The 18,752-nt window shown below is 41.4% G+C and carries 17 protein-coding genes; 5 read left to right on the top strand and 12 right to left on the bottom strand.

All coding sequences use genetic code 11. The features are described 5' to 3' along the window. Window positions 1-96 precede the first annotated feature (96 nt). On the bottom strand, window positions 97-855 hold the full coding sequence (locus F9K23_09560) for a response regulator transcription factor (protein KAB2915969.1): 759 nt from the start codon (window positions 853-855) through the stop codon (window positions 97-99). After that, window positions 855-3,965, bottom strand: a complete 3,111-nt coding sequence (locus F9K23_09555) for a hypothetical protein (GenBank protein KAB2915968.1) — start codon at window positions 3,963-3,965, stop codon at window positions 855-857. The genes F9K23_09560 and F9K23_09555 overlap by 1 nt, the downstream gene beginning before the upstream one ends. Window positions 3,966-4,237: 272 nt before the next feature. Between F9K23_09555 and F9K23_09550 the strand changes: the two genes are divergently transcribed. Together F9K23_09550 and F9K23_09545 are read left to right on the top strand one after the other, a co-directional pair. Next, window positions 4,238-4,432, top strand: a complete 195-nt coding sequence (locus tag F9K23_09550; GenBank protein KAB2915967.1) for a hypothetical protein — start codon at window positions 4,238-4,240, stop codon at window positions 4,430-4,432. Between the two features lie 48 nt (window positions 4,433-4,480). Further along, on the top strand, window positions 4,481-4,906 hold the full coding sequence (locus tag F9K23_09545; protein KAB2915966.1) for an SMI1/KNR4 family protein: 426 nt from the start codon (window positions 4,481-4,483) through the stop codon (window positions 4,904-4,906). Window positions 4,907-5,092: 186 nt separating this feature from the next. Here F9K23_09545 and F9K23_09540 read toward each other — a convergent pair whose 3' ends face one another. The 9 genes from F9K23_09540 to F9K23_09500 all read right to left on the bottom strand — a co-directional run bounded on the left by F9K23_09540 (window position 5,093) and on the right by F9K23_09500 (window position 14,689). Continuing rightward, entirely contained in the window at window positions 5,093-5,725 is a 633-nt protein-coding gene (locus F9K23_09540; protein ID KAB2915965.1) for a hypothetical protein, read from the bottom strand. Between the two features lie 146 nt (window positions 5,726-5,871). Further along, a complete protein-coding gene (locus tag F9K23_09535; protein KAB2915964.1) occupies window positions 5,872-6,300 on the bottom strand; it encodes a polyketide cyclase in 429 nt (142 codons plus the stop codon). 117 nt (window positions 6,301-6,417) lie between these two features. Next, window positions 6,418-6,813, bottom strand: coding sequence for a hypothetical protein (locus F9K23_09530; GenBank protein KAB2915963.1), 396 nt, complete (start codon window positions 6,811-6,813; stop codon window positions 6,418-6,420). A gap of 47 nt (window positions 6,814-6,860) precedes the next feature. Next, window positions 6,861-7,394 carry a hypothetical protein gene (locus F9K23_09525; protein ID KAB2915962.1) on the bottom strand — a complete coding sequence of 178 codons (534 nt, stop codon included), beginning with the start codon at window positions 7,392-7,394 and terminating at the stop codon, window positions 6,861-6,863. Window positions 7,395-7,492: 98 nt separating this feature from the next. Further along, window positions 7,493-8,464 (bottom strand): hypothetical protein, encoded by a 972-nt coding sequence (locus F9K23_09520; GenBank protein KAB2915961.1) that lies wholly within the window; start codon window positions 8,462-8,464, stop codon window positions 7,493-7,495. Window positions 8,465-8,550: 86 nt separating this feature from the next. Beyond that, window positions 8,551-10,998 carry a TonB-dependent receptor plug domain-containing protein gene (locus F9K23_09515; GenBank protein KAB2915960.1) on the bottom strand — a complete coding sequence of 816 codons (2,448 nt, stop codon included), beginning with the start codon at window positions 10,996-10,998 and terminating at the stop codon, window positions 8,551-8,553. Next, on the bottom strand, window positions 10,995-12,383 hold the full coding sequence (locus F9K23_09510; GenBank protein KAB2915959.1) for an HTTM domain-containing protein: 1,389 nt from the start codon (window positions 12,381-12,383) through the stop codon (window positions 10,995-10,997). Before F9K23_09510 ends, F9K23_09515 begins: the two co-directional genes overlap by 4 nt. Further along, complete coding sequence (locus F9K23_09505; GenBank protein ID KAB2915958.1) at window positions 12,373-13,479, bottom strand: imelysin family protein; 1,107 nt, start codon at window positions 13,477-13,479, stop codon at window positions 12,373-12,375. The genes F9K23_09510 and F9K23_09505 overlap by 11 nt, the downstream gene beginning before the upstream one ends. Window positions 13,480-13,549: 70 nt before the next feature. After that, window positions 13,550-14,689 carry a hypothetical protein gene (locus F9K23_09500; GenBank protein ID KAB2915957.1) on the bottom strand — a complete coding sequence of 380 codons (1,140 nt, stop codon included), beginning with the start codon at window positions 14,687-14,689 and terminating at the stop codon, window positions 13,550-13,552. A gap of 536 nt (window positions 14,690-15,225) precedes the next feature. Here F9K23_09500 and F9K23_09495 point away from each other — a divergent pair. Next, window positions 15,226-15,825: an isoprenylcysteine carboxylmethyltransferase family protein gene (locus tag F9K23_09495; protein ID KAB2915956.1), complete on the top strand. Its 600-nt coding sequence runs from the start codon at window positions 15,226-15,228 to the stop codon at window positions 15,823-15,825. 7 nt (window positions 15,826-15,832) lie between these two features. Here the strand turns inward: F9K23_09495 and F9K23_09490 are convergent, their stop codons facing one another. Continuing rightward, on the bottom strand, window positions 15,833-16,735 hold the full coding sequence (locus F9K23_09490; protein ID KAB2915955.1) for a hypothetical protein: 903 nt from the start codon (window positions 16,733-16,735) through the stop codon (window positions 15,833-15,835). A gap of 90 nt (window positions 16,736-16,825) precedes the next feature. Here F9K23_09490 and F9K23_09485 point away from each other — a divergent pair, with 90 nt between their 5' ends. Continuing rightward, on the top strand, window positions 16,826-17,695 hold the full coding sequence (locus tag F9K23_09485; GenBank protein ID KAB2915954.1) for a lysophospholipid acyltransferase family protein: 870 nt from the start codon (window positions 16,826-16,828) through the stop codon (window positions 17,693-17,695). A 30-nt stretch (window positions 17,696-17,725) separates the two neighbouring features. Then, window positions 17,726-18,712: a fatty acid desaturase gene (locus F9K23_09480; protein KAB2915953.1), complete on the top strand. Its 987-nt coding sequence runs from the start codon at window positions 17,726-17,728 to the stop codon at window positions 18,710-18,712. Window positions 18,713-18,752 lie beyond the last annotated feature (40 nt).

Raw genomic sequence — 18,752 nt, 5'->3', positions numbered from 1 at the left:
TTTTTACGGGCGATTAGCCGTTGGCTGCTTTGGGTGAGTAATTGGAAAGGAGAGGAGGGTAGGTGGTTTTTGAAAGTGTAAGGAGGTACGTCAGACTTACATACTTATTTGGCTTATTACCTCAAGCACTTGGTCTTTGCGGGCGCGAGATATGCTTACTTTTCGCCCGTTGCTCATTACCACATAGCCGCCATCGGCTTTTAGGTATTTGCGCATCTTTTTTATGTTTACAATGTGTGAGTGGTGCACCCGCAAAAACCCTTTGGTTTCAAGCATATCTTCAAACTCTTTTAGGGTGCGAGATACCAGTAGCGAAGTACCGTCGGCAAAAAACAAACGGCTGTAATTGCTATCGCTATCTATGCACACAATATCATCAACTTCTATCAACTCCATGCCTTCGGCAGTGGGCAACACCAGCTTCTTTTGTATGTTGGTACTTAGTTGCTCCATTAGCACGTCGTAGCGCATAGGATTATGTTTTTGTTTATCAGCGCGCTCAGTTTCCCATTTGGCTATGGCGTTTTGCAGGTCTTCGTCTTCAATGGGCTTTAACAGGTAATCAAAAGCACTGTATTTAAAGGCTTTTATAGCAAATTGGTCATAGGCAGTAGTGAAAATTACATCAAAAGCGGGTGTGCCTATTTTTTTAAGAAAATCAAAGCCGTTTAACTGGGGCATTTCCACGTCTAAAAACAGAATATCGAAATTGTTTTTGGTTACAAACTCTACTGCCTGTATGGGTGAATTAAAAGTAGCAATAACCTCTACCTGTGGGCACACCTCTTCAAGCTGCATTTGCAAGCCTTTTGTACAATGTTTTTCGTCGTCAAGTAATACTGCTTTTATTGTCATTATGGTTGCTGTTTGTAGGTTATTACTACGCGGGTACCTGCAGGACTTCGGTCTTCGTTATACAAATCTATAATTTCGGTACTGATGCTTTGGGTGTGGGTAACATTAAAAAGGCGCACTCTTTCGTTAGTAATGTCCATCCCGTGCGACTTATGCTTCAACGCCGATTTGCTTTTCAGTTCACTCGCCTTTTCCCTGCCTATTCCGTTATCTTCAATAACAAAGGTTACTGCTTCTTCGCTTCCTGCAATACGTATCGTTACTGCTCCTCCTTTTTCGCTTTGCATTACTCCGTGCCAAATTGCATTTTCTACATAAGGTTGCAGCAATAATGGCGGAATAATAATGTCAGTGGTATGAATATCAGGTGCAATATGTATTTGATAGCTGAAATGGTTATCAAAGCGTACTTCTTCAAACTCAAGGTACAACTTAAGGGCTTCTAACTCATCTTCAAGAGTTACGGTGTTGTTGCGGGAGTTGTTTAATACAATGCGCACCAGCTTTGAGAATTTTTTAAGGTGCTGTGAGGCTTTTGCCGTCTCGTTGTTTTGTATGTAATAGTTTACCGAGTTAAGACTATTGAACAGAAAATGGGGATTCATTTGTGCCCTTAAGGCTATGTTTTCCATTTCGGCCAGTTTTCGCTTCAGGTTGCTTGTTTCGCGGGCTTGTTTCAGTCGGTAGCCGTATATGACGTAAATAATCAACAAAAACGTGACAATTACAATTGCTATAAACCACCAGGTTTGCCACCAAGGCGGCGATACGACTACTTTAATTGTTGTTGCAGATGATGATACCCCACTTTCAGGGTAATTGATCCAAACCGCCAGCTCGTAAGTTCCTGCAGCTAAACCGGTAAGCGAAATATCATTTACACCTTTTTCAGTATGAAGTGTATCAGGGCTAAGCCCTTTTATTATATAGCTTAAGCGTGTTTTTTTGGTGTTGGCATAATCAAAGTTGGTAAAGTATATCCTGATAAAGTTTTGCTTATAAGTAAAGTTTATGTTTTGTTGTGTGTAAGCCGTTTGAGGGTATTCTTTTTCAAACACTGTAATGTGAGAAATCGTTGGTTGTTTAGGTGGTGTAGGAAGTTTTAGATGATTTATTCCCAGTTTGTAAAAGCCGTTGAATGTACTTATAAACACTTGCCCGTTGACGTATTGCAGTGCGCCCCATTCGGAAGGTTTAAAGGGAAAATCGGTTCGGGTACTAAAAAAATGACTTTTGCGGGTAATGGGGTTAAAAAACTGTAAGCCTTGCGAGGTATATATTAGTAACAACGAGTCGGGGCCTTTGCAAACATGGTATACGGTGTTTGTTAATAGTCCGTCGCCCACATCAAAGCCGTTTAGCACTTTATAGTTTTGCAATGCGTTTACTGCCAGCAAACCCGATGATACACTTTGCATCCATACGGTTCCGTCGGGAGCTGTGGTTATGGAAGAAATATCTTTAAAGGCTTTATGGTCTGTTCCTATGGTGTACGATAGGTGAGTATATTTTTCACCATTGTTGTGTATTACGGTGATGCCGTTTTTCATGCCTACCCACAGGTTGCCAAGTGTGTCTATACAAAGGGCGTATATAGGGCCGTTTTGAAGCAGGCTGTTGGGATTATTTTTTTGGTGATAATAATGGTAAACCTGATTGGTCCCTTCGTTCCACTCATACACGCCAAAACGGGAAGTGCCTATGTATATTTTGCTGTTTTTGCCCCGCAACAATTGGTAGCCGCCATGTTTTTCTATCTGAATTGTATCGGGTGCCGGGGCTTTTGTAAATGTTTTTTTATCGGGGTCAAATTTCCAAAAGGCGTTGGCTGTTAGCAGAAGTATTTGCCTGTTTTTACTCCACACCATACCGCGCGGCAATAGCTCTTCTTTTGTGGGTGGGTATAGGGTGTATTTTTGAGTGATGTTGTCGTAAAAATAAAGCCCATCGCCGTGGAAGGGTGCTACCCAAATGCCATTTCTATCTATATCTTCTAAAAAATAGAAGGGATAATTAAGGTTTTTTAAGTTGGTTTTTGTGGGAATGGGTATACCGTATTTTTCAAAAGTAGCGGCATTACTATGAGTTACTAAGCCTGTTTGAAAGCCTGCCCATAGGTTGTTTTGTGCATCGGTATACAGGTATTGGGCATAGGTTTTCAGAGCCCGTATACCTGTTGTTTTTTGATTGTTCTCTACATCAAAAAAGATGTATTGGCGGGTTTGGGTGTTAAATACCCCCAAGCCGCTATCAACCGTTGCTACCCAAAGTTCTGTTGCATTTTTTGGTGCTGTGCAAAGCACTATATTTTTGCCGCCTGTTAGGGGGGGAGTACTATCTATTAAAAAGTTTTCCCACATGTTTTTACTAATAATATAGTGAGAAACACCGCCTCCCCACGAGCCCATCCACACATTATCATCATCAAGATGGATAGGGTAGCGGGCGCGGTTAAAAATGGGGTTAACTTTTGGCACATAATCGGCATAGCGGTATAGGTGGTAGGTAAAATCGGTCTTGTTCAACAACACCAAGCCATTAAGCGTTGCTATCCATAGCTGATTTGGTTTTGTGCGGTGTTCGGCAAAACCGTGGCAATAACTAAATGCCCCGTTACCGTTTAGCGGTTTTGTGGCAACGGGGATTATTTTTTTCTGCTCAACATCAAAAATATTAAGGCTACCATCGTTTAATCCCATCCATATACGGTTTTGTTTATCTTTAAAAAGGCTAAGGGTGCGGTTATCAAAGCTTGTGTATATGCGTGTAGCTCGATTGGTTTGGGTGTTAAAAATATTCAACCCGCAATCGTAAGTGCCTATAAGAAGTTGGTATGAGCTTATGGGCAACACGGCTGTAATGTTGTTACAGCTAAGGGTATTGGTATCATCAGCGTTGTAGCGAAATACACGAAAGCGATACCCATCGTACTTTACCAATCCTTCTGATGTGCCCAGCCAAATAAAGCCGGCACTGTCTTGTGCTATGCTTTGCACATTGTTGTATGGGAGACCGTTGTTGCTATTGTAATGCAAAAAGTAAGGCTCCTTTTGCTGCGCTACTGCGGCAAAAGCTAGTATAAGTAAATACAGAAGTATTGTTATCCTCACGTTAGTAAGCCTACTTTTTGTAAATGTTGCAAGAAATAAAAAAGATAGTATAAATAAACTACTGTTTAGTAGTTGGTAGGTTTTAAAGGGTAATTGAAATTACTGAAAGGGGTCATTATAAGAATGTAAAACTAAATGCCTGATAACTTACATGAAAGTGAAAAAATTGTTTAAAATCTGTGCAATCTGGTTCGATAATCTGCTCGTTCGGGCTACAAAAACTAAAACCTTATCTTTACCGAGCAGTTGACAGTCAGAGAAGCGTATTTAAAATGAAATTAACTGGTGATTCTGTCTTGGATGATAAATTGGCCTATGAATTGTCGAAAATTCAACCGTCTAAGAAATACACTTGGCACTATTTAGATGATTTCGACCCTATTACAGGCAAAGGAACCTTGCAACTAGAAGATAGAGAAATACATAAGAAAACATCTCCGCATTTAGATTCCGTAAAACAATTTTAAGATTTTTTTAGTTTAAAATACAAAGGAAGATCAAAAAAAGTTAAAAAAATGAAAAAAATTGAATTTACCGAAGTTGAAAAATCAATTGAGAGTATAGATATAATTGAATTTGAAAATAAATTCAATATTAAACTGCCTGAAAATTACAAAAGATTAATGTTGAAATTTAACGGCGGTGTCCCATTAGATAGAGTAGTTTATTCTGATGGGGATGAACTAACCATTGGAGGCTTTTGCAGCATAAAATATGGTGACATACTGTTGGAGAATTCAATTTATGACTATCAAATAAGAGAGAAAATAATTCCGGCGGGGTATATTCCTATCGCTTATGATGCCTTTGATAATCCGTATTCCATATCGACTAATAAAATAGATTATGGCAAAATTTATTGTAGATATTTTGATACAGGTGACGATGAAGAAACATTGGTAGCAGATTCGTTAGAAGAATTTTTGGGCGGAGAATTTTGATTGCTGACAGATTTTTAATTAAAAGTAATGCAAACAGCAACAAACAAACTAATAGGCGGTAATGGTGCTGAGTTTATTATTACCATGCAGAAGGTAAATAATACTCATGTCTTGTTGTAAACGGATACATAGTATTTGCCACAATAATTGGTTTTCAAAACTTCAGTTTTTTAAGAGGGTTTTAATTTAATCACTAGACATTTCCTCAAGCCGTTTAATGGCTTTTAGAATTTTACCCCTGTTTTTGGCTGTTTTAACAAAAGTAGGAAGTTTCCACACCAATGAATATTTACCCCCTTCGGGTGCTTCACGCAGCTTTGCTCCAACATATTGTTTCAGGTAGGCAAGGTGTTCAAAATTGTAGGCCCAAAAAACGTGATTATCAACAGGGGTTTGCAGCCATAGCGGTAAACCAAGGTTGGGGTCTGTAGCTTGGTGACTATTTGAATATGCAAGCCTGTAGTTGGTTTCATACAAACGCTCTTGCTGACAGGTGCGGCACTTTATTTTCATTTTGTCCTGGTAAGTATCTACCAAGCGCTCTTCATCCTGTAATTGACTGCCGCAGTTGCCACATACCGTAGATACGGGGAAGATAATAGCCGAACCTTGCCAGTTTTTATCGCGCAATGGTTTGTAACAGTTATTGCACTGAAACCTGAACCGTGATTCATCTCTACAAGGATGAGGAACGTAATATTTTGAAAGGGTTGATACTACCGCTGCTTGCTTATTACAGTGCGGGCAACGGACTAATACTTCTTTTGAAAGTGAAGCCAGGTTTACAAATGATTTATCTGCCCTGCTGTTTTTATTCATGTATGATTTAAAAGCGTTTTCAAAATCCAAATTTAAGTAAAGGCTACAAGGTATAGAAACACATTGTTTGCAATCAGTGCAAAACAAAAAAGGCGCAAACATTTAATGTTTGCGCCTTTTTGATAAAAGCACTTCTTATAATCTTATCAGTTATTTTCTGTGTATTTTTTAAAATTATTTAAGATGGCTTGCCATCCGGCTTGTTGCATTTCGGCAGGGTTCATGTTCTCAGGGTCAAATGTCTCCGAAACATCAGTGCCGTTTGCAGTGGCAGTAAACGTAACAGATACCTTACGACCATCGCCAAGGGTGTAAGCAATGTGTTTGTTTTCATCCACAATGTCATAAACACCTGCAAAATCAAAACTCATGCTACCGTCTTTTGCTGCCATTTCGTATGAAAAGGAGCCGCCAGCCCTTAAATCGTTTTCTGCTCTTGGGCAATGCCATTCTTCAATGGCGGTGTTCCATTGAGTAATATGCTCGGGCGAGTTCCAATATTTCCATACTTTTTCAAGAGGGGTATTAACAGTGGCTTGTACAGTAATTGCCTGGAGTTGCTGATTATTTTCCATAGTTCAGAAGTAATTAAATTTTTTATTCGTTTTGTTGGTACAAAGCTAAATCATAATATGAAATCGAATGGTGGCGTATTGCGTCAATAGTGGGGTGTAATTGCGAAATGAAACGATTTACTTCTTTTTTTTAGCCTTTTTAAGCTCTGCTCTGGCCAAGTTATCCAGTAAACGCAGGTGTACCACTTCGGTAATAAAATCAAACGGTAGCGGCTGGTTATGAGGGAATTTTAGTGTCCCCTTGCCATCTCTGTATTGCACCACTTTCTTATTAAATACCTCATCTCCTTCAGGGACGGGATACATCCCTATATGTTCTTTCCATGCACTATAAAAGATGAGCATGCCTTCTTGTTTCAAGGCGGGCATACTGTAGCTAATCAATTCCTTTGCATCGGGGGCTGCTTTGATAACAGTTGCCCTTATTTGCGACAAACGTTCAGCAACCTCAGGGGGAAATGCGGCAATGTATTCATCAACCGTTTCAAACTTAAGTTTGGGTGTTGGTTCCATACCTGTATAGGGTTCTCTTACTGCAATATAAGCAATCTGCCTGTACTTTAAGCGGTTTGCTTGGCTTTGTCATTGGCTATAGTACTGTTGTAAAAGCCATGCAGTTCTTCGGGTACTTGACTAATCATAAGCCTTTCAACATCGCTTTGTTGGGGTAGGGTAGCGGTAAGGTATTCAAATTCACCTACAAAGTTTTGTACAAAAGAAATATCGGTAAACCGCATCACGTTTTCGCGGTTGTTGCCGTTGGCAAAGCAGGTTAAATTGTAGGAGGTGCAAAGCACTGCGGTATCGTCTGTCAAAATGAACTTATAGTGCAGTTGTTCACCGTTTCTTGAAAAATAAAGACGGCCACCCGCAGCAATAAAACCATTCCAATCCAATGCTTCGGGGTGGTTGTTCAAGTAATCGTTGCGGGTAACAAGACTTACAGCAACCCCTTGGGCTAATTTTGTTAACAGCAGGTTGTAAATTTCACGGTCGGTAAGCCATGATACTGCCAACTTTATTGAGGTTTTAGCACCTTCAAGATGTTTAATGATGTGTGATTTTATATCAGAAAAGAATACGGTAGGCTCCATGTGCCAAATATACCAAGTTGGTTTTGCAATGCACACGTGTGTCGCAAATTCGATGGGATGGGGTTTAAAACCTCATCCTGTTGAGTTTATCGGTTGATTTATTTCACTTTCACCAGTTTATGTCCGTTCCAGCGGAAAAACTCAATACTGTGGTGAGTTATTTTCAGTTTCCGGGGTAGGTTTGTGTCCTCGCTTGCAGTCTCTGTTTTTTCAGTGTACTCTCCTTCTTCGCTACTTGCCTTGCTGTTCTCTTCCCCGTTTTCTTCGGTCATTTCCTCTTCTGCGCTTTCGCTTTCTATAACCACCAAGTCTTCAATAGGGATGCCACAGTCGGCAGGGTAGGGAAAAATATTTAATCCTCCTGTTTGGTAGTTAAAGATGTTTTTTACATCACCGTTCGCTACCAATAAAACGTTGCCGTTTTCAAACCTAAACGGTAGATACACCACTTTACTATCGTACCAAGTTCCTTCGCCTGATGAAAATGAAGATTCAATAACAGAAAGTGAGTCACCGCAATTACCAACAAACATATGAATGTAAGTGCCGGGGCATTGAGCGTTGTAAAACTCAAGCGAAATCATATCCTTAAGGTTTGTAAGCGAGCTTTTAGTGTAGTTTTCACTTACATTGACGTAATAGGGGGTGTTAGTGAGTATTAATGTGTCGGTTTTTGATGAATCGCGACCACCGTCTTTAACTATATACGTAGGCTCCGACCATTGACCGTTCTCAATGTTTTTCCATATGTAATAATTGGTGCCGGTTGTATAGTCGGTGATATGAAATGGGATTACGTCTTCAAACCTGATATAGCCTTTAGAATTCGAGTAATTCTTATCAATGTATGAGTATGCTTCTATGTGGTACCACTTTTGTCCTTGCGATTGCCCCACTTCCTTTATATAAATTGTTGATGCGGGTGGTAAAATGCTATAACTACTGTTGGTATCTGCCTTTGAATACAGCTTGCTGTTTCTGAAAACACTTATCGGGTTTAGGGTAGCATTTTCATAGCTGCCGTTACCGTGGTAATGTTCAAAATAGGTTTCGTGTTGGGCAGTAAGCACAATAGGGAAGAATCCCCAAATAAAAGGCTTAGTAGTTGTTTCATTTTGTGGTGTTTAAGCACAAAATCTATTCCGCATTTTGAGTGTTATTTTCCAACGGTGATTGCCAATGTTGCATAAAACGACCTACCGTCAGACGGGATGATACCGGGGCCGGGGTAGCTCTCAGCCCTGCGGGTATAGTACCTTGCATCTAACAGGTTGTTGCAGCTGATTTCGAGACTGAAAATTTTATGGCTGAACGATGCCGAAACATCCACCACCTGATAGCTTTTTATCACTCCTTCAACCGCTGTAGAAGTAAGGGTGGCGTTGGTAGCATCAGAATAATGCTTGCCTGTGTAGGAATATTGCAGCGAAAGCCCCGCTTTTTTGCGGTGGCGGTAGTTTAATCCGGTACGCACCATTACGGGAGGCACCATCTCTACCTTGTTATTGGCAATGGTATTGTCTTCGGTTTTTATATAGCGGGCATCAATAAAAGCACCGTTTACAAATACGTTTAGCTGGTTGGTTTTATCATAAGGGATTCTGAATACCCGCCACACATTCAGTTCGGCCATTAATTCCACTCCAAGGTTACGGGCATCGGCAATGTTGGTTCGGTAGCGATAATCAATAAACAATGGCGGACGGTCGGCACGTAGCACTTGCCCTATGCGACCTTTATAGTAAATGTAAAAGGCAGTTACTTCATAGGTAAATAACCCGGCGCGGTTACCACGTATGCCCATATCAGCAGTGAAACCCTTTTCATCTTGTATGGCGGTATCTACAATAAAGTTGGGGTTGGTAACACGCAAGTCAGAAAAGTTTATAGCCCGATAGTTTTGCGAAGCATTGGCATACCACTCAGTGTTTTTTGATAATTTATACTTAGTTCCAATGCCTGCAATCACAAAGCTACGGGGTCGCTGCATTTTATCGTATATGCGGTTATCAACTATCAGGTTTCCCGCAGCATCAAACACTCGTTGCTTGTAATACCCATCTGAGCGGGTTTGGATATACTCATACCGAACCCCGGGGGTAATGGAGAAACGAGGGTTGATGTTAAAGATATTCTCTAAAAACACTGAGGCATTGTAATTGGGAAAGGTATAGTCGCTGTTTTCGAGGTTTTGCGGGTTGAGGAAGTAAAAATCAGGACCGCTACCATTATTCCCGTCGCCCTGCTTGTTGGTGGTTTGACCGTAGTATAACCGATAGCCCAACACTCCTGTATGCTTTGTTTTGCCTGTTCGGTAATGTTGCAGCCAACGTCCTTCGTGGCCTATGTTGGTAAACTTACCGTCAATAAGGGTGCGGTTTTTGCCGAAATCGGCCACGTTAATCCGTTCTAAATTGCCCAACGATTGCCTGCTTGCCAGCAGTCCAAAGGTTCGCCAATTAAGTTGTGTGTTTTCTGATACTTTATAATCCACCTGCCACGCGGCCAGTTTCCAGCCAATGCTGAACCAGTTGCGGTTGCGCACCGATTGGCGAGCATCTTCGGCAAACATAGCATCTGTTAATCCACCCGGTTGTTGGGCAAGATAATCCATAAAGGTAAACTCAAACGTTTGGGTGAGTTTGCTGGTGGTTTTCCATTCCAACCTGGCATAGGCCGTGTTTGAATAAAATCCGCTGTTGGGCCGCCAGCCATTGCCTTGCTTGCGTTGGTAAAAAGTATAGTAATTAAGTTTACCGTTGGCTACTGTACCGCCCACGCTGTTAAAACTCCCGAAATAACCGAAAGAGCCCAGCGTTTGCCTTGAGGTTACTTCTACTTTTTTATCAGTAGCCCCCTTTTTCATCACAAAATTGAGCAGGCCGCCAAACTGGGTGCCGTATTGCAGTGATGCTGCCCCGCGCACAATTTCTATCCGTTCTAATGCTTCTGTAGGGGGAGTGTAGTAACTTTCAGGGTAGCCAAGGGCATCGGCACTTATGTCGTACCCGTTTTGCCTTGTATTAAAGTTTGAGGTTCGGTTAGGGCTTAATCCCCTGCCGCCAATGCCTAATTGCAGGCCCACAGCATCGCTTTCCCAAATGTTTAGCCCCGTAATCTTGCTATACACTTGGCGGGGATTGTTGGTGCTAAGGTTGGCAGTGATGTCTTTAAGCACTACTACCTCTGTTTTTTTGCCTTCGTATATGGCAGTTCCTTCAATGCCCTTTAGTCGTTCAATGCCGAAAGTCCGTTCGGCTTCGTGTACAATTTCAACGGTGCTTACATCAGTGCTCAAGTCTTTCATTACTACTGTTAGCGAAAGTTGCTCAGTGGTTAAACTAATAGTAGTTCGTTGTATGTTTTTGCCGAATGTGTAAGTAAGCAGGGTATAATTGCCGTAAGGAATTTTATTTAACGTGAACGTTCCATTAGCTGATGTTGAGGTTGTGAAGCCCGTATTTTCCAACGCCACCACGCCTGTCTCTATCGTGGTACTATCTTCATTAAGCAAGCGTACTTGTATAGTTCCCGTTTGGCCAATAACAGAAATAACGCTTAGTAGCGCAACAACAAATACTGCTATTTTAATCCTAATCTTCACTTTGTCTCGGCAAGCCTTTCATCAAAAGGTAAAATCCATTCTTTATGTCCCCAACTGTCTTTCACTTTGCTCAAATCAACGGTTGGGTCTATCAACAGTTGGCTTTTTCTGCTATTAAGGGTTACGTAAACTTCTGCCCGTACTTGGGGTTGGTAAACACCTTCTTTTTCGTAATACCCAGCTAAAAACTTGGCGTATTGCAGTATCATGTCGGGCTGCATAGCCATTTGTTTTTCTTGGTGGTCGCATAAAAAAAAGCTGTTAAACACTTCGCCTTCTTTGCCTGTTTTTGTGTCTTTTACAAAAAAGGTAGCCGTGCCTGCTTTTTCCATCAGCATCACCCGCCAGCCAAAGCGGTAACCTTCTTCCGTCCAAAACATATTGCCGGGGTACAATACATACCGCCACGGAAACAATAGCTGAAAGGCAAAGTACACGCACAGTGCCGGCAATAGTAGTTTTTTGTGCAGGAACGAAGGGGCAAAGGTAACGTTACGTTCTGTTTTTTCAGGTGTTTTGAAAAGACGTGTTATTGCTCCCATCCAACGCAAATGCCATTGAGCACTAAAGAAGATTAAGGTGCCGCCAATCATTACCAATGGGAACACACCGATTTGGAATAAAATACCCGTTACAGCATGGAAGAATACCACCGCAGCATATGCCCAAACGCGGGTAGGTTTATACAGCAGAAAAATAACGATGGTGCAATCGTACAGCATCCCTACCCAACTAAAAATGTAGGGGGTGTATTTCCAAGCGAACAAAGGGCCTAATACGGGTATGTCATACGATGCGGGTAGCCATATTTTCAGTGGCAAAGCATGCAATAACCAATCGCTATTTATTTTGGCTAATCCGGCATAGGTGTAAACAATAGCTGTTTGCAGCATTATCACATAAATACACCATGCTGGAACATAGGTGGTTTTTAGTGAGGGTTTGCGAAGTATATCCAGCGAAAAATAACGGTGGGCGGGCAGTACTGCCAGTAGCAGGCACGCAAGGCTGACGTAGTAATAGTGGTTGAGGTAGTAGGTGAGGTCAATAAGTTCTGTATAGGTGAACAACAGAAATTGTACCCATGCCGCAACTCTGTAGAACAACCCGAGCGTTACTAATATTGATGCAAGAAGCAATGCTATGTGGATTGCATACAATGCTGCGGGAGAGGCAACCTCTATAAACTCAAAGCCAAAGTATTTGAAATGTAGTTTAGGGGTGATGTAGTGGTCTTCAATCCATCCCAGCACCATGAAGCGTGTGGTGCTAAATACCATACACAGCCCGAAAATAACTCTGAAAGCAGCCAATGGAGCAATATGCGTAGTTGCTTGCCACGCAGTAACACTGTTTTTTATGTATCGGGCGATACTAATCGCCATCTCCGCTGCTGTATGTAATGGCTATGCCCAACAATGATGAAAGGTCGCTCTTAAAAAAGCGGGTCATCTTTTGGTATTCAGTATGCAGGGTATCAATTCGTCCGGTCTCAGTTAATACTAAATGGGCAAGAAGTTCACTATCCGCAAATCCTTTGTTTACATTGTTAACTGCGGTAAGCTGCTTAAGTGTTTCTGTTTTTAGCGCAGCACCCCCTGTTACTTTATCAAGGTAATCATCAAAACCTATTCCATCGGTACCGTTGGCACCAATACCTCGCCACATCTGCTCCACGGCCTTAAAATGTTCTTTGATAAATTTAATTGATTGGCCGCTGTAATAGGCTTCGCAAAGGTGGGGTTCAGGTTGTGCTTGGCCGGCACGTTTGCCGCCCGGTACAGCAATCTTAAAGTTCTTTATTGCCTCAAAGCTTTTTACAAACTCATTGTAAAGCATTGATGTAGGGCTTCCTGCTGATTTATCAGTGTTTGAAACAAAAGCATTGCGGTAGGTAGTCCAACCGGTGTTGTTTTCATCTACCCATGTTTTAATATCCGCGATTACTTTTTGTAGGTATTGTCTGCGGTTTGATGAGGCTGTAAGCGAGTCTAAGGCGGTTGGGGTAAACAACAAATACTCAACGGTGAGCAACCCCCTGCTGTCACGCCTAAAATCGTCAAATTTAAAATCGGCAGCAGCAATGCGGTTTTCTACAACCCCTGCACTCACAGGCCATGTGCCAATATTTTCGTTTACCATCCCGAAAATCGGTTTTTCACCCGGGCCGTAGTTAAATGAATTACAGTACAACCAAGCAGTGTAAGCATTTGTCCAAGCTGTTTGGGTAGCTTGCAAGGTGCTTGTGTTTGGGGTTGCAATTAGTGCATCGGCTGCGGTGCTAAGTGCATCTGTAGCCGTTTTCATCTTTCCCCAATATGGGATGATAATATTGTCGGCAAAGTTTTCAAGCAATAACTTCCTGTCAAAGTTGCCGGCAGTATTGCCATCGTTATTATCCTCCTTACAGCCCATTGTAAACAGCATTGGCAGTGCTATTACAGGCAACAACATCCTTAGCGCAATTCTTTTGTAATTCATCTGTGTTTAAACAATCCATCCCATCAGGGATTACCTAACGGGATGGGACTAATAAAGTGCAAAAATACTATTAACGACCTTGAACTGAAATCCAGTTTTGTTTAAAGTCGTTCATCTCTGCATCGGTAAAGCCATATACCGCTTTAATTTTGGCCAGGGCTTGTGTAATCCTTTGCAGTTCAGAAGCACCTTCGGTAATAAATTTATATACGGTAGCATCTGCATTAACAGGAGCGTTTAGCAGTGCAAGTATCTCGTCAATCTGTGCGTCGGTAATTTTGCGGTGTTGTTGGGCAACTGCCTTAAACCCGTGTATAAAGCCGATAGCTTCACCCAAATCGTGCAAACCGCCTGAAAGGGTTGTTACAGGAGGGTTGGTAGTTGAGAACTTTGTAATTGCAGCATATCCGTAGTTAACGGCGGTAGCCATCAAGCCTTTTTCAATGTTTAGTTTAATAGCGGCAATCGCTTCGTTTTTCTCAGTATTATAATCTGCTCCCGCTTTTACGGCAGCTTGCAACTTCAAAAAGTTAGCTTTCATTTGACCATAAAAGCCTGCTCCGTCGTTTTTATCACGACGAGCCATGTACAATGCCAATAATGCATCGGGGCTGTTTGTGTTTGCAGCAGTATTAGTGTTTGGGAAAGCAGGGCTTGCACCTACTACGCTAATCATTTTATCAACGGCAGCTTGGTTTAGTGTGCCTTCGCTCACAGTTACAAGGTGATTATACAAGGCTGCAGCATACAAACCTTTTTCAATTTCTTGTAAGTTCTCTTTTGCTCCTTTATCAACCAAACGGTTTCCAAATGAACCTCCATTAGTAGCAGTTGCTCCGTTTGCAGGGTCATAAGTGTTGGCGCTTGCAGCAACCATCACTGGGAACCAATCGTTTTCGATACGGGTGATGTAATAAGCTCCGGTTACATTTTTTAACCCTGTAGCGCCTGTACTGAATTTATCTTTAAGAGTCGCAAGGTCTAATGCAGTTGTTCCGCTTTCAGCAGTTTTCATGTAAGTGCTTAAACCACTAAGTTGGGTTTTAAGAGCTGTTTCAGTGGTTACGTTTGCAGCGTAATCAGCGGATACATAGCTTGAAGGAATGGATAGTGATGCTTTTGTATCGTTTGAATCATCGTCTTTTTTACAAGAAGTTGCCAAAAGTAGGCAAGCAGCTAATACGCTTAGTAACCCTGTTTTTTTATTCATTGCGTTGATATTTAAAGAATTGTGGTTTTAAGTAATTTTTTTGTGGTCGCAAACTTATGTTTATTTAGATTAATTCCAAATTAATTTTTGGTTACTTATCGGGTCAGCAGTGACTATAGCGAAGTTTGGTTGTGTGTAAGCTGTTGAAAATAAAAAAGGTGCAAGTATGAGTTGCACCTTTGGATTGTTTACAATTAGTAAGAATAAATCTTATAATTGTAGGCAAGTTCTGTAAAATTAGTGTCATATTTTGTCATTTTTTCTTCAATCGCCTTTATCAAACGCTGTAAGTGCCGTCATTTCTAATTGTCAGTCAAATGTCATTTTTTTTCGTAGACCAATTGTAAACAGCTAAAATGCGTACTTGCCTGCGGATTGTTTAATTTTTAGTATGTATGAATAAAATTCCTGTTTATACCCCTGTGTTCAGGGGTAGTCTGCCGCCATATTTTATAAGCCGTCATTTTATCATCCATTCTTTCGGTAGTCCGAAAGTGTAGTCGTTCCCTTTCAGTTTTTACGTAAAAATTTACTTTATGGAATGGTTTTACAAGGGCCTGTCGGGGGTGCTATTGCTTTTGTATTTAGTGATTATTAGCAAGTACCTTAGAAAATACAAAAGACAGGAAGACGGTATTGAATTGAATACACCTTTACGGCGGTCAGCTTTTGTGCTGCTGATACTCACACTTTTGGGTTTTACCGTTCCGCAAGCACTGTATGTTTCTTCCGACCTGTTAGATTGGGCAAATGTGAGTATATCAACGGTGGTGCGCTTTGTGGGGCTGTTTATTTACCAGTTGGGTTTGGCGTTGTTTTTTATCTCTAAAGACAATTTTGATGATAATTGGTGGAGCGGGCCTGAAATCGGTCATAATCCTCATTTAGCTAAAGAAACGGTGTATGGTTATATGCGGCATCCCATATACACATCAGTGTACACGGTTATGCTTGGGTGCACGCTTGTGGCCGGTAACTGGCTGATAGGTGTTTGCGCTTTGGTTCCGTTTACGGCATTATGTGTAGTAAGGATTCCAGTAGAGGAAGAGGTGCTAAAACGTAAAATGGGGAGCGGTTACGCAGAGTATAAAAAGGCCACCGGTTTCTTGTTTCCTAAGCTGTTTGGCAGGAAGTAAGCTTCCCTTATTTTGATTTAAGGTCGGCTTTGCTAAGCCTTAGTTGCAGCGATAGGGAAGGAACAATGGTGAACCCTTTGAATGAAAAGGCCTCGTCATTTAATAATTTGTAGGTACCGTAGTTTTGGTAAAAGATAGACATTGCCGGAACTACGTACACATACTTGTATCCTATTTTAGCATTTGCAAATCCGCCAAATGATAAAAAACTTTCGGTATTTCTGGTGCCAAATACGGGTTTGTTGTTATCGTCAAAAATCTTGTCGGGCAAAGTGGTGTACACAATGCGGCTATAGGCCATAGCTGCCCCAAAGGAAAGACTGCCGTACTCCTCTTCGTTACCAAACGATACGCTAAAGATTACAGGAAGCAGTATGTCGCTGCGTTTAAACTTATAGCCCAAACGGCTTTGCAATTCACTAAAAAAACTGGGTAGTTCATAGTTTTGCCACGAGTACTGCAAAGCAATGCTCCCATATACCCTGTCTTCTTGTTTTTCGCCAATCTGTCCGGTAGGTCCTAAAAACTGATACTGTCCTGTAAATGCGTTTGCTTTTCCTGCCCTTTTGTAACCCAACTCAAAGCGGTTAGCTATACCGGCGCGCAAGTAAAAATCGTAACCACTGCCAAAAGGGTCAACAGCAAAGGCCGTAGCGGCTTTATTTATGCGGTAAAAGTTCTCATCAAGCGTTATACTGTCTTTGTTGGCAAGGTCTTTTACATTTTGCTCAAGTACGTCGGCCATTAATCCAATTGTACGTGTGGGTATATTGGCCGTGTACGACATACCGGCAACTACGTTTCCTTTTGGAGTAACTTTACCTGATTGGTTAATGGTTCTGGGAGCTGCACAGGCGGCCAACAAAAGAGCTGAAAGGCTTATAAACAGTGATTTATGACGTATATTCATGGGCTTACGTAAGTTGTTAAATATAAGAGTAGTTTTGTGCCAGGGGCAATAGTATTTTGCAAAGTTGTTGAATAATATTTTTTTTGTGCAATGGGTGCCGTAGTATATTACATTTTTCTTCCGGTGTTATACCTGCTTTCGCTATTGCCTTTTTGGGCATTATACGGTATTTCAGATTTCTTATTTTTTGTGGTGTACAGGGTTACGGGCTACCGAAAGAAGGTAGTGTACCAGAATCTCAAAAACTCATTTCCTGAGAAAAGTGAGGCGGAGTTAAAGGCCATTATGTATAAGTTTTATGCGTTTTTCTGCGATTTGATAGTTGAAACACTTAAAACACTTACCATTGGCGAGAAGGCGTTGCGCAAACACATATCTTTTGACGACCCTTCGTTGTTTGAAAAGTACAGCAACCAAAAGCAGAGTGTAATTATTGTAATGGGGCACTTAGGAAACTGGGAGCTTGGCGGAGCAAGGTTTTCATTGCTTCCCTACCATCGTTTGTATGTTATTTACCATCCGTTGAGTAATAAGAATTTTAACAATCTTATCGTTCATATGCGTACTAGGTTGGGCAACCGTCTGTATGCCATGAGCGAAGTGCTGAGGGGAATGGTAAGAGACAGGGGAGAGTTGACGGCTACGGCTTTTATTGCCGATCAAACTCCACAACCCAGCGGTGCTTATTGGACCACTTTTTTGAACCAAGATACACCTGTGTTTCCCGGTACTGAAAAGATTGCCCAAAAGTTTAAGTACCCGGTAATTTATCTTTCGATTAAGCGGCCTAAACGCGGAAAATATACCATGGAGTGTGAACTGCTGGTTGAGAAACCGGAGCTTACCAGTGAAAATGAAATTTCGGAATTGCACACAAAACGCTTAGAAAAGGATATTATTGAAAATCCTGAGATATGGCTGTGGACGCACCGTCGCTGGAAACACAAAAGAACTAACTGATTTACAATATATTTGCAACAAATTTATAGAATGAAGATTGGTAACGACCTAATACTGGCCACCAAAAAATACGCTAAAGAAGACCGAAAACAAAGCTGGGTCCACACAGTATCAACTTTTTCATTGTTAACTGCTTCGTATGTAGCAGGCATTTATCCCTCACATTGGGCCATACAGTTGTTTTTTGGCACATTATCGGGACTAATACTTGCCAGAGCTTTTATTATCTATCACGATTACCTGCACAATACCATTCTGCACGATTCATTTATCGCCAAAGTAATGTTTACATTTTTTGGCTTCCATATGTTGGCACCCGTTAGCGTTTGGCGCAGGTCGCACGATTATCATCACCAACACAATTCAAAACTTTACTCATCCAGCATTGGTTCATTTCCTATTGTAACCAAACAAAAGTTCTTAGAAGCATCTAAGAAAGACCAATTGATATACTTGTTTATCCGCCACCCGTTAACCTTGCTTACGGGGTATATTTTCACCTTTGCATACGGTATGTGCGTGCGTACGCTTATGCGTAGCCCTGATAAACACTGGGATGCCATTCCTGCCTTGTTATACCACTATGGTATTTTCTTCGGTGTGTACTTTTTATTTGGTTGGGAAAGTGCTGTCTTAGGCTTTTTATTGCCCAGTTTGATTGCCGGAGCAATGGGCTCTTACCTGTTTTATGCTCAGCATAATTTTCCTACTGCTACTTTTCAAGATGCCCGCAATTGGTCGTATATCGATGCTGCACTCAATTCGTCAAGTTTCATGAAACTTAGCCCAATAATGAATTGGTTTACTGGGAATATCGGATACCATCATATCCACCATACTAATCCCCGCATACCGTTTTATAAACTACCACAGGTGTATAATGAAATGCCGGAATTTCAGGAGTATGCCAAGGTAACCTCGCTGTGGCCTAAAGATATTATTCAGTGTCTTAAGCTAAAAGTTTGGGACCCCGAAGTTGGCCGTATGGTGGGCTTGCGCGAGATTTACGCAAAATAGTTGTCGGCTTTTACGCCTCAAAACCAATCTTTTGTCCTAT

Source organism: Bacteroidota bacterium (assembly GCA_008933805.1).
Classification (GTDB): domain Bacteria; phylum Bacteroidota; class Bacteroidia; order UBA8524; family UBA8524; genus SB11.
Note: the sequence above shows the minus strand (reverse complement) of the source record. Positions and strands in the feature narration are given on the sequence as shown.